Source organism: Stratiformator vulcanicus (assembly GCF_007744515.1).
GTDB classification, from domain to species: domain Bacteria; phylum Planctomycetota; class Planctomycetia; order Planctomycetales; family Planctomycetaceae; genus Stratiformator; species Stratiformator vulcanicus.
In genome coordinates this window covers 4,733,710-4,746,418 of record NZ_CP036268.1, presented here as the reverse complement: position 1 = coordinate 4,746,418, position 12,709 = coordinate 4,733,710, and the positions used below count along the sequence as shown (strand labels likewise).

Here is a 12,709-nt window from a genome sequence, read left to right as displayed (position 1 = left end):
CTTGATGCTAACGATGATAGCCCGCAGCGCAAGCAAGGCGGCAATCTGCAAATTGCATGGCGTCTGACGGCTTCGAACATGACCGGCAGGCAGCAGCCGGCCCGCCTCTGATCGTCACACCGACAGCCCGGTCGGTGGGTGCCGAGGTCGATATCGATGGATCGAACTCGCTGAGGGGAACCGACTTCGCGGCCGACGCCCTACTTCCCGGGCTCTTTAATATTCGTGCTGTCGATCACGGTCGTTCGCGGGCGTTCGATCGGCTGGCTCTTTGCCGCGGCTTCCCGGTTTTCAATTTTATGCGATGACACAAGAGCCGGGCGGCTGACCGGGTGGAAGATTTCAGGGTCGAATTGTTCTCGATGGAGGGGATCGTCACTGGTACTTTGACTTCGGATCGCTAAAGATCAAGACTATTGGTGAAAGCGGTGTATTATGACTTTGTCTCGAAAGGCCAGCGCACCGCTTGCTGAATCGAATCGATATGAGCCGCCTAAATACACGACCGTTTCGACTATTGGGGCTTGCGTTGGTGGCGATCACCGTCGCGGGCGCCATGTCTGTATTAGTTGATGTGTACTTACCAACGGTTGCCGGGAAGTATCTGAGTGCCCTTGGTTTGCAATCACCAACGGCTGTCGTCGGTCCGAAACTACCGAAAGCGTGGTCGGACGGTTTGCCATTCGGCAACAGTCCCGAAGAAGATATGCGGCGAGCCGAGGCCCTTTCGCCAAGGGTCCATCAGTTGTGCGGTGCGTGCCACGCCTATCCGGAGCCCGCGCTGTTCCCCAAAGAGCGATGGGCTGTCGAAGTTAATCTTGGATACGATTTTTACGAGGGGTCGTCTGATGCCCTCGTTCGCGAAATTGAAGCACCTCCGCAGGCTGATACCACCGGCTACTATATTGCGAAAGCCCCCAAAGAAATTGAAATGCCGCGGCTTCCAACGCGAGACATTAATCCGATCTTCGTTCCGACGACGCTCAAGTATCCGGACGAAGGTCCGTCCGATGGTTGCGTTTCCGACGTCGCTTGGTATCCGCCACAAGACTCTTCGGTCGGGTTCTTGACGATCTGCGATATGAGACACGGTCGGGTCATCCGTGTCGACCGCACGTCCGCTTGGTCGGAGGGGCGTGTGCTGGCCAACATTTACAACCCGGCGCGGCTCCGACCCATCGACTCCGGTGAAAAAGTGCCGCGTGCCTTTTTACTGGCAGAGTTAGGTGTGTTCTTACCGTCCGATGATGTTCCCGGGCGGTTGTACCGACTCGATCTTTCCGAGACAGGCAGGCCGGCTCGATCGACTCTGCTCAAGACCAAGAATCGAGTGGCCGATGCCGTCGGTGGCGATCTCGACGGGGATGGCGACCTTGAATTTGCCGTGGCTGAGTTCGGCTGGCGGTCGGGTGGCGCACTGGCCTTACTGGATCGTTCCGAAGGCGATAAGGAGTGGCAGCGTACGATCCTTGACGAGCGGCCGGGTGCGAGTGATGTTCGAATTGACGATATCGATGGCGATGGTCGACTCGACATCGTTGCCCTCTTCAGCCAACAGCATGAGGTCGTCGAGGCTTACATTGCCGATGGTTTGGGCGGTTTTGAACGACGAACCATTTTCGACGCCAAAGACCCCGCGTTCGGTTCGAGCGGGATGGACCTCGTCGATTTCGACGTCGACGGCGACCTCGACATTCTCTTTACAAATGGCGACATGCTCGATTTCGGGTTTCTTTCGCCGAATCACGCTGTCCGATGGTTTGAGAATCGGGGCGAGTTTCCGTTTCGCCCACACATCATCGGCCATTTGCCGGGGGCATATCGCGCGGTCAGCGGAGATATCGATCTCGATGGTGATCTAGATGTCGTCGCCTCCGCATACATCTCGAACGATATTGCCGAAGGTCAGGTTTCCGCGGCGACGCAGTTTAATTTATTGGTTTGGTTCGAGCATCAGCGTGACGGGAGTTTTCTTTGCCGACCAATTCTTCGAACCAGACGATTTGGTTCTGTTGACGCGGCACTCGGCGACTTTGATTCCGATGGAGACCTCGACATTGCAGCCGGTTTGACTTTTTTCGAAGACGACGGGCCGCGGCATCGCTTACAGCAGGGTATGTTGACGATTTGGTCGAACGGTACCAAGAACCCTTAACAGCATGTCGGACTTCAGCCCGTTCTCTTCTCGTGGTTAGCCGAGATGCGATCAGCGACCGTCTGGACTGTGCTGCCGACGCCCTACTTCCCGGGTTCTTTGATATTCGTGCTGTCGATCACGGTCGTTCGCGGGCGTTCGATCGGCTGGCTCTTTGCCGCGGCTTCTCGGTTTTCAATTTTATGCGATGACACAAAAGGCGGGCGGCTGACCGGGCGAAAGAGTTTCGAAGCTGAGGCCGGTTTCGACGTGGTCGTATCGCGAACGGCGACCTGGATTGGCGAGGGCGGGGCATGGTGACCCATCCGTCGGTCCGACGGGCCGGAGGCGGGCAGATCGGCGCGTTGAGGATTAGAAATAGGATCGACGGCGGTCGGGCCGGTTGCTCGACCCGAATCGAACGTCTCAATTTTTTCGAAGCGGGGAAGCTGCGAGGTCTTATCGACGGCCGGAATGAGTAATCTCATGCCGACGCGGACGCTGTCCGGATCGCGAAGCAAATGTCGGTTGGCCTCAAAAATTTTCCCATAATATGACGAGTCGCTGTAATGCTTCAGTGCGATTCCGCTCAGCGTTTCGCCCGGCATGACAACGTGCGTCGTCGGCAGCGTCGGTCCGCGAACGGCACGCGGGTCTTTAATCGGCCGCGGTGCCGAGGGAGCCAAGTCGAAGTCGGCGGGATGAGACCCGAAGTCGGTTGGTGCCATTCGATCGCGACGCGGTTTCGGCGCGTCTGAACCGATCGGTTCCAGCGTGGGTAAAGACTCGTAGCGGATCGGGTCGGGCACACGACCGAATGAGGGGCCGTCCGACACGAATTGCCCGAAGCTGACCGGGGAGCCGAGCGTCACGTCGGTCGGTCGAGGAGTGCGAACGATTGAAGAACCGAGTGACGACCATTCGCCGGCATCGGCTTGCGGCGCGACCCGACTGATGGACGGGCCGGAGGGGAATTCGTCCAAGCCGTCGAGATACGGGGTCACCTGGCGGTCGGCGATCTGGCGGTCGAGTTGCTCGGGATTCTCGAGCTTTGGCAAACCTGTCGTGAGGTCGGGCTCGTTCTTCAGGCAGAATGCGGCAAGCAGTCCGCTGCAAAGAATTCCGAACGAGAGGCCGAGTTTCAGATCGCGATTCATTCGATTCACTCCGCGCATTAAGGCGCGCAGACGGGATCGTCTGCGTCGAGTGTAATTTTCTGTCGCGATGGTCGCTCGAATTGAGACGGTCAGTCGGCGACCGAACTCGCCACGATCCAATTACACGCGCTTATCGAGAGTGATCGATCGGCGCGCGAAGGTTTCCCCAGCGAGATTCCCTTCGCCACCGAAGTTTCTCTGTGGCGCGCGGAGTAGTTCCCGATTGTGCCGGTTGTGAGGAATCGTCAGACTTAACCTCGTCCGTTTGCGGAAGCGGGCTAACGTGGCGTGAAATTCTTCATACGCAACAGTCGCAACGTATGCCAAACCCCGGTGAGGGAGTGTTCGTCCGATTGGGCGATGAGCGAGCGTTGAACCTGCCGACAAGACTGTGTCGAGACAATTATTAAGACCGGATCAAAGAGAACTCTCTCCAAAGGCTGCCTAATGCCTCGATATCACCTGATCGATATCCCGTCACTTCCCGGCATCGAGTGTCCGTGTGGGACGGCGCGGCGGGCGTTCGTCGATGTGGACGCGTTTCCGGGCACCCTACACGTCACGGACATCTCTTCCGATGCGCAGGTGCACTATCACAAGGAGCACACGGAAACCTATTACATCCTCGAATGCGGCCCGGAGGCGGCGCTCGAGCTCGACGGGGAACGGGTGCCGGTCAAAGCCGGGGCGGCTTGCGTGATTCCACCCGGAGTGAGGCATCGAGCCGTCGGCGCGATGAAGGTGCTCATCGTGTGCCTGCCGGAGTTCGACGAGGCGGATGAGCATTTCGATTAAGGCAAGAACGCAGGTTTGATTTGGCGTCTGTCGGCCGATTGGTTTGACCGGTGGCGCCATGAGCCCGATTGATTAATTATCGAATCTCTTGTTCCGCAGACGCTTCGGCCACGCGGGAGATCGGTTCGATCCAGAGGACGTCAATTTGCATGTTGTCGGCTGAGTCGACGGCGATGGGATAATAATCGGTACGGCTCAGGCGAAAACGCTCTTTAAGATCGCACTCCCATTGCTTCCGCGCGGCGACCGATGTGGCGTCGTAGGGATGAAACGCGATGAACAAGCCGGTCGGCCGGTCGACGCGCTCCGGCAGGCAGGTCTCTGCGGTGCGCAGGGAGTCCGCGTACTTCGCCTTTAAGAACCCGAACTCACGACCTTCGGGGCGGTGTGGCAATTCATAGCGTGCGGCCCAAGCCGTGTTGGCATTGAGAACCGGTCCGTCAGTCGCAGCGGGGTAGTCGATAAAGAACCACTTCCCGAAAGCCGCAACGCGTTCGGCATGGTCGCTCGTGTAAGGCTTGATCAGGTCTTTCGTCGTGCTTCCCAATCCGATCGCGATCAAGATCGCGGCGGGTATGATTTTAATTCGCGTTGCAAGTGTCGGCGTTACTTTGCCGCTTTGAGTCCAGAATCGGACCAGTTCACGAATGCCGGCTCCGACGCCGACGGCTACGAACGGCGACAGATAGAGCACGACGCGGGGATGTCCGCCTAGCGGATATTTTTTTAATAGTGCCGCGACAAAGGCGAGCAGAAAGACACCGCCGATGATCGACAATACGTCGAAACGTCGTCTTCGGTGAAGCGAGAACAGACCAAGTGCGAACAGCGCGGCGACCGGCAAGCTGCCGAAGTTCTCGCCGCCGACCGGATGGGCGAAGATCGAACCGGTCGCCGCCTGAGCGATCCACACTAGGAACGACCAAGGCGAATCATAGGAAGGGAATCCGCTCCCCCAGCAATTCGTCATCACATCGCCGAGAACCTGATCGTACGGTTTAAGGAGATAGAAGTACTGCGCAAGAAACGCGACGAGAATTATCCCGCAGTAACCGAACCACCAAATTACGGTCGTGATCTTTCGCTCCGCCCAAACGGCCGGCACGAACGCGAGCGCGATTCCACCGGCGACAAAAACGGCAGGGAGCGAGCAGAACATCGCGAGCGGCGCAAGGGCCAACAGTGCCAGTCTCGCTCTTAAGCGGAAAACTGATGGCGCTCGCTCGAGTGCAATCAGTGCAATGTAGAGCAGCATCGCGGCCATGCAGGCGTCGACAGCATATTGCTTAATCTCAGAGGCATGTCGGACATGGTAGGCCGATGCCGCGAGCACGCCGACCGTGAAGACGGTCGCCCAAGGGCCACCGATTCGTCGCGCGGCCAGCGTGACGAAGAGCAGTGTCAGAATCGAAGCGACGAAGGCCGGAAAACGCAATGCGGTTTCGTGAACCCCGAACAGCAGCGATGCCGTTTTTGCGGCCCATAAATAGCCGACGGGCGCGACCTGGTTGAGTTCGAGCGGCTCGAGCAGGCCGAGATAGTCACGCTCGACAACTTGCACCGCGACGGCAGTCTCGTCGCCCCACGGTGCCCAGCCGGGCAGGTAGCGGGTCGCGCGGGCGAGAACGCCGACCCCGATCAACAGACACAGCAGCAACGTCGCGACCATTTCCGGACGGAGCTGAATTCCGGGTGCGCCGTTTTCGATCGTCGATTCCGAGTCGATCGCAGGGCTCAAATTATCCGTTGGCATAGCAGGTTAAGAACGTTGAATGCGGCGCCCTCAATGAGGCTTGAGGAGTCACCAGTGTCGCAGGTCGGCGGGATTCGACTTCCAGGAGGCACCGTAGGCTCCCTCGAAGTACCGAGCACCCGTAGTTTTGAAGACGGAATGCAGCGAATTGGCAAAACGGCCCGTGACGGTCAAGACCGATTCGGGCTCCGGCGACGAAGTCCGAAGTCGCGGCCGCCCGATCTGTCAGGCGGAGCGGCATGGATTTCGAATGTCTTCTGCCATGAAGGCCGGGTCGAGTCGAACAGCAATTACGTCCGCCAAACTGCAAGTTTCGCGGCGAGACCTCAGTCCCGGCGGACGCGTTCTTTTCGAAGTCCCGCGAATAGTCCCAGACGCTTCGGCTCAGGCGTTTGCTCCTCAGTGTCGTGTCGATTGCCGAGAATCGATTCGCCGGCGATCTCGACGCCGTGGACATCCCTGTCTACAAGGCCGCTCTGAACGGCCCGCTCCGCGTGGTCGAGGGTTTCCAGAATGGCCGCGTGGTCGGCCGTCGGCGCCGCGGACGCTTCGCCTTGGTCGGCGTCCAAAACGGTATCTTCAATATTCTCCGCAGTCGGCGGCGATGCGAGTGTGTTCGTTTGCCAAGAGCCGCCGGCATCGAGCAACGCGTACCGATCGATCACGTGAGTCACTCGAAACGGCTCCGGCGGGGCGGCGATGATTTCAGCGACCGAGCCGATTTCGACTTCCGGAGTCTCTTCGGCGGTATCTTGCTCAACGTCGTCAACCGTGTATTCGAACGTGAGTTCGGCGGTCGTGTTGTCGCGGTCTTCGATCGGTTCCGTTTGCGCGATCGCCGGACTTTCGGCGGTTATCAAATCGTCCGACGGTGACGAGCTCTCGTCTTCATCCGCAATCGAAGCCTGCAGCGGATCGGGATCGACCGACCATTCTTCTTCGTCGAAGAACTCTTCAATCAGTTCCTCGGGGGACTCGTCCTCACCGACGGGTTCGGCCGCAGGTGACGCATCGAGCATGCGCTCGACGGCCTCGGTCGTCAGTGGGGTCGGCCCTTTTGACTGATCAGTTGAGTCAGCGACGGCGGCTTCAGCGACGACATCAACGGGAGCGTTATCGGATTCGATGTCGGGCACACTTGCCTCACTGCCGATCGAATCGCTGGCATCGGCGACGTCGAGTTCTTCCAAATCGTCTTCGAGTGCCGCTTGAATCTCGCTGATGTCACGCGGCGATTCGTCAAGGCTTTCGTGATCCAGTTCGGCGGTTTCCGCAACGTCCTCAGATGCTTCGGCTCCGATGATGGCTTCGCCGCGATCCGATGCATCCTCGCCGAGATTTGTGTCGAATAGCCGGTCGGATTCCGTAATCACCGGAAACTCGATCGAGTGAAACGCTTCGCACGGATCTGCCGGGCTGTGGATGACGTTTGACGCGTTGATCTCTTCGCTCGGCTCCCAATCGGAGTTTTCCTCTCCGACTTCGAAGTCGTCGCCCACTTCGAACGAGCACGGCTCTTCGGTTTCAGCGGGCATCTCCTCCGAAGGAAAACCACCGGTTGAAATCGCTTCTCCCATCGCGTCCTCGATTTGGGACGCGGCAACTTCGTCGTGGCCTTTGTTAGCCACGGGCGATTCGACGGATTCCGCTTCGTCGTCGCTCCAATCGATCTCCCAGTCCGAGTCTTCGACTGCGGGATCGGTGGTTATCGCTGTTTCGTCGTCGGCGCCGGCTTCGAACTGTGTGTCGGAATCAGATTGCGACTCTACAACGGCTTGGTCGACCGATTCCGCAGGCTCGAATTCTTCGGTCGACGAGGCGGCGGAGATTTCGTCATCCGCCGGTTCGGCTCCGATTTCGATGAAGGCTGCCGGGGCCGGCTCGTCGTCTTGAATCGATTCTGCTTCGACTACTCCGGTTTCATCTGCCGGCATCAAGACATTGGCTGCCGTCGCAGTCGCGGCTGGCGAACTGAGCGAAATCGTCTCGGGCGGCTCGTTCCAATGGACGGGCAACCTGCGCAGATCGTGGAGCGCTTCGAGAACGGCGGCCTTGCTCGCGGGGTTTTGTTCCGCGACGAAAGCGAGCAGCAGGGTGTGGTCGGCGAGTTGGTTGAGGCTTCGGGGGAGGCCGTCGGCGATGTGGGCGATCGCCGAGAGTGCGTCTTCGGTGAAGATGGCGTCGGCATCGCAACCGGCCCATTGAATGCGGCCTCGCAGATAGTCGACGGATTCATGTCGTTTCAAACGGCCCATCGAAGTAAAGCAGCCGATCCGGTCCGAGAAGTCGGAAAGGGAGCGCTCCGCAATCGTTTCTTCCAATTCCGGACAGCCGGCCAGCACGACTTGGATTCGACGTTGCTCCGTCAGTTGGATCGCCGAGCAGATTGCCAATTCGTTGAGAATACGCTCGGAGAGGCGATGGGCGTCGTCGACGATCAACAGCAATCCGCCGTCGCCTTCGGCCCGTTCACGGGCGACATTGGCCAATTCGAGCCGCAGTTCCTGTTCGCCCATCCGCGTGTAGGGACGGTCGAGCTCGTACAAAATCGATTGGAGCAGTGATCGCCGAGTCGGGTATTCGGCGCCAGCCAAATAGACTGCGGTTCCGCTGAAGTCAGCGGAGTCCGATTCGGCCGACATCTCGGCGAGGTGGCGGCACAGCAGTGTTTTGCCGGCGCCGGACGGTCCCGTAATCACGCAGATCCCGCGGTCCTGAGAAAGCGAGCGGACCACCTCCGCCGAGACGGTCGCGAAGGGGGGCGTCTGGATGAGGCAACGGGTGTCGGGGGCCGTAGCGAATGGGCGGCGCGTCAGGCCGAAGAAATCTTCATACATGGATTTGATCGTCCGTGATCGTGAACCACTTTGCGATTCCGCTGTCTGCCGATCGTTGGGGCGCAAATGATCGAAGCGAACGGCGACTGTATCGAATGATCGTTCGGGCGGCCGGGGTTCTTGAGCAGAACCGGCACAAGCGGCAGCTTCGCGCTGGAATCCCCGGTTTCTGTGATCGGACCAAGCCGGAAAACGTGAATATTCTGATCGGCGAAGTAGTTCGCGACCGAAGGCTGATCGTTTCCGAATGCTCTTCGGCAGCCTAAGATCGAACTTGGGTGTTCGCGGTGTCGGGTCGCCCGACGAGAGCGGCGGTGCGGAGATTCGTGATCAAACGCGGCCCCTTTTTGAAACGATTTCGAGGCGAATCAAGAGTAACTGATGAGTGAAGCGACGATTCAATCTGAGAGTCCCGAGGCCATTCGATTGGTGCTCGGTGAGCGTGACCGGCATCGGCGGATGATTCGCGATGCGACGGGCGTTGAGATCGTGCTCCGCGGCGGTGAGGTTCGCCTGTTCGGCGATGAGACCGATGTCGCGCAGTGCCGTGCCGTGTTCGATCATCTGCTCACTCTCGCCGATACACGAGGTCGAGTGGATGAGTCGGATGTGTTCGCGGCATTGGGAGATCGGATCAGTCGCAAACCGGCTGTGGCTACGGGGACGACATCGGACCGCCAAATGCCGGCGACGCGAAATCGGATGAAGATGTCCCCGGTCGACGAGGCCTCTTCCGACACGACGGTCGGCTCCGCGACGGATCAGGCGGTCGATTTGCATGAGCGCGGGCGCCAAGTCTTTGCCAAAACGCCGGGACAGCAGCTGTATTTGGACGCGATGGGGAAGAACGATCTGGTCTTCTGCGTCGGTCCGGCCGGCAGCGGGAAGACCTATCTCGCCGTCGCGGCAGCGATTCAGGCACTCCGGACCGAACAGGTCCGAAAAATCGTGCTCGTGCGTCCGGCGGTCGAGGCGGGTGAGAAGCTCGGATTTTTACCGGGGGATATGCTCGCGAAGGTCAATCCGTATCTGCGACCGCTGCTCGATGCCCTCAACGACATGATCGATTTTGAGCACGTCCAGCGGTACATGGCGCGAGACGTCGTGGAGATTGTGCCGTTGGCATTCATGCGAGGCCGGACGCTCAACGACACGTTTATCATCCTCGACGAGGCCCAGAATTCGACCGTCACTCAAATGAAAATGTTTTTGACTCGGATGGGGGAACGGTCCCGCGTTGTTGTCACTGGCGACACCACGCAATTAGACTTACCGGACGACGTGCCGAGCGGTTTGCTGGATGCGACACGACGGCTCGGCTCGATCGCTGGGGTGTCGGTCGTCCGGTTGGAGCGGGCGGACATCGTGCGTCACCGCCTCGTGCGGGAAATCGTGCATGCCTACGATCCGGCGGAAAGTTGACCGAACGTCGTTCTGCGAACAATTCGCCGGACCACCAGTCGGATGACAAACGGTCTTTGACAAAACAGTGTTGAATCAAGGTGTGACGAACCAAGCTGTGTTGAACGAAGCTGTGTTGAACGAAGCTGTGTTGAACGAAGCTGAGAAACTCGGAATTCAAATGCGCGGCTCCATCCGAATACACCCTCTCTGTGACGATCGGTCCGTGCCGACATCGCGATCAGGTCATCTGATCGCCGATTTCGACTGATCTCTCCTCGCGCCTGCCGCCTCTCGGAGGTGGTCTTTCATGCCATTGATCCCGTCAAAAAAAGGGCGTTCACCGCGCTCGGTCAAGCTGCGGACGTCGCAGACCGCGGCCGGTCGGTTCGATGCGCTCGTGCGGAGTCAGCAGCGCCTCGTCCAGGTCATTCTCGTCATTTGCGCCTGCGTCGGCGTTGTGTTGGCAGTGCGGGCGGAACGTCCTCCGTTTCCGTATCGCTTGGGGGACTACGCGACGCACGGATTAGCGGCGAAGGTTCCCTTTCGCCGTGAAGACGAGTTCAACACGGAGCGGGCCCGGTCGATTCGAGCCGAGCAGGTTCGTCCGATCTTCATCAATTTTGCGAGCCGGCTCGACGATCTGACCGATCTGCTCGCCAAAGACCTGCGCCGTGTGCTGTCGACCGAGCGACTCGAGAATCTTCCGGAAGACACAGCCGCGGCGTTCGGGCTGACTGAGCTGGAATCAACCGCGGTCGGTCAGGGCGGCAACGTAGAGGCCCGCCGGGAATTCGACGATTTGAAGTCGGCTGCTGGTCGAGATCCCGAAGCGATTGAAGATGGTCGACTGGAAAGGATTCTCGCGGACTTCGAGGAGATCGTCGATCTATTTCGCCGCACCGGCATTACGACCCCTGAGGAACTCGCTTCCCTCAACATCCAGCGTGACGGCCTCATCGCAGTCTATGATCGGGCGGGCGAGAAGGTGGCGGCGGTCGCTCAGAATGAAATCGTGCTCGCCGATTTGCTGCAAGAGACGGGTAAGGTTGGTGAGGCGCTCGTTTCCAAGCAGTCGCTCAAATTGCTTGCTCCGTTCTTAAAGCAGTGGATGCTGCGGCTGACTCCCGTCACGCTCTCGTACGACAGCCTCGCGACTCAACTGGCGAGGCAGGAAGCGCGGGAGAGCGTCGACCCCGTTTACGACCAATACAATCCACGCGACATCCTCGTGGAGCCCGGCACTCGGATCAGCGAACAGGAATTGACGACACTCCGGGCCGAATACGATTCGATTGTCGCAAAACTTTCGTTGACGCAATCGGCCGCGCGGACATTGACGGTGATCGTGATGGTGGCCGTGCTGGCGGTCCTCAACGGTTATTATCTAGTTAAGAACGAGCCGCTGCTGGTCGGCAACCCGGTCTCGCTGGCGGTTTATCTGGCCGCGACGGTGCTGGCCATTTGGGCCGCTCGCGTGTTGTCGTTCGACCCCTGGAGGGCCGAGATCATCCCGCTGGTCGCCGTCGTGATGTTGTTCGCGATCACCTACAATCAGGTTCTGGCAACGATTACCGCGTTTACGCTGACTTCGGTGGTCGTGCTCTCGACGACGGCCGACCTTTCTCACTTCATACTGCTGATGAGCGTGTGCGCCGCGGCGATCATCCCATTGGCGGAAGTGTCGTCTCGATCGAAGATCATCAAGATCGGCGTCACCTGCGGACTTGTGTACTTCGTCGTTTCGTTCGGGCTGGGCCTGCTGGAACGCCAGAACTTTCAGGAACTCCGCAGCGATACGATGCTCTTGAGTCTGTCGCTGCAGGGGGCGTTCTGGTGTGTCGTCACCGGCTATCTCGTCGCGGGGAGCCTGCCGTTTATCGAGTCGGTCTTCGGCGTAGTGACCGACATCAGCCTGCTGGAAATGAGCGACGTCTCACACCCGCTGCTGCAGGAACTTGTGCGTCGTGCCCCGGGGACTTACAACCACTCGATCGCCGTCGCCACGATCGGCGAGACCGCCGCCGATGCGATCGGAGCGAACGGCCTGCTCGTGCGGGTCGGGGCTTATTTCCACGACGTCGGCAAGATGCTCAAGCCGCAATATTTCATTGAGAATATGTCGGAAGGGACGCAAAGTCGGCACGAACAGCTTGCTCCGGCCATGAGCACACTCATTATCATCGGGCACGTCAAAGACGGAGTTGATCTGGCCCGCGATCACAACGTCCCCGAGCGAATCATCGACTTCATCGAGCAGCATCACGGCACGACACTCGTTGAGTACTTCTACCGCGAAGCCGCCAAACATGCCGAGCAGTCGCCCGATCACCGGGGCGAGGCTGAAGAGTCGGCGTTTCGCTATCCCGGGCCGAAACCGCAGTCACGCGAGGCGGGCGTGATGATGCTCTCCGACGCGGTCGAAAGTGCCAGCCGGACCCTGAGCGAACCGACACCCAAGCGGCTTGAAAGTCTCGTCCATTCCCTGACGATGAAGCGTTTGCTCGACGGCCAGTTCGACGAGAGTTCTCTGACGCTCAGCGAAATTAACCGTGTGCAGGAATCGCTGACCAAATCGCTGATCGGCATTTATCACGGTCGAATCAAATATCCCGAACAGAAATCGGCGTGA

Annotated in this window: 8 protein-coding genes; 5 read left to right on the top strand and 3 right to left on the bottom strand. The window is 59.2% G+C overall.

Annotation, left to right across the window (positions count from 1 at the left end; translation table 11 throughout):
• Positions 1 to 56: 56 nt before the first annotated feature.
• On the top strand, positions 57 to 308 hold the full coding sequence (locus Pan189_RS18935) for a hypothetical protein (protein WP_145365647.1): 252 nt from the start codon (positions 57 to 59) through the stop codon (positions 306 to 308).
• A 176-nt stretch (positions 309 to 484) separates the two neighbouring features.
• Positions 485 to 2,155 (top strand): FG-GAP repeat domain-containing protein, encoded by a 1,671-nt coding sequence (locus Pan189_RS18930; protein ID WP_145365646.1) that lies wholly within the window; start codon positions 485 to 487, stop codon positions 2,153 to 2,155.
• 83 nt (positions 2,156 to 2,238) lie between these two features.
• On the opposite strand, the gene Pan189_RS18925 is transcribed toward Pan189_RS18930, so the two are convergent.
• Positions 2,239 to 3,291 (bottom strand): LysM peptidoglycan-binding domain-containing protein, encoded by a 1,053-nt coding sequence (locus Pan189_RS18925; RefSeq protein WP_310820790.1) that lies wholly within the window; start codon positions 3,289 to 3,291, stop codon positions 2,239 to 2,241.
• 447 nt (positions 3,292 to 3,738) lie between these two features.
• On the opposite strand from Pan189_RS18925, the gene Pan189_RS18920 reads away from it, so the two are divergent.
• A complete protein-coding gene (locus tag Pan189_RS18920) occupies positions 3,739 to 4,086 on the top strand; it encodes a cupin domain-containing protein (protein WP_145365644.1) in 348 nt (115 codons plus the stop codon).
• Positions 4,087 to 4,162: 76 nt separating this feature from the next.
• Here the strand turns inward: Pan189_RS18920 and Pan189_RS18915 are convergent, their stop codons facing one another.
• A complete protein-coding gene (locus tag Pan189_RS18915) occupies positions 4,163 to 5,839 on the bottom strand; it encodes a glycosyltransferase family 39 protein (protein WP_145365643.1) in 1,677 nt (558 codons plus the stop codon).
• 326 nt (positions 5,840 to 6,165) lie between these two features.
• On the bottom strand, positions 6,166 to 8,676 hold the full coding sequence (locus Pan189_RS18910; RefSeq protein WP_145365642.1) for an AAA family ATPase: 2,511 nt from the start codon (positions 8,674 to 8,676) through the stop codon (positions 6,166 to 6,168).
• 381 nt (positions 8,677 to 9,057) lie between these two features.
• On the opposite strand from Pan189_RS18910, the gene Pan189_RS18905 reads away from it, so the two are divergent.
• Positions 9,058 to 10,098 carry a PhoH family protein gene (locus Pan189_RS18905; RefSeq protein WP_145365641.1) on the top strand — a complete coding sequence of 347 codons (1,041 nt, stop codon included), beginning with the start codon at positions 9,058 to 9,060 and terminating at the stop codon, positions 10,096 to 10,098.
• A 289-nt stretch (positions 10,099 to 10,387) separates the two neighbouring features.
• Positions 10,388 to 12,709 (top strand): HD family phosphohydrolase, encoded by a 2,322-nt coding sequence (locus tag Pan189_RS18900; protein WP_145365640.1) that lies wholly within the window; start codon positions 10,388 to 10,390, stop codon positions 12,707 to 12,709.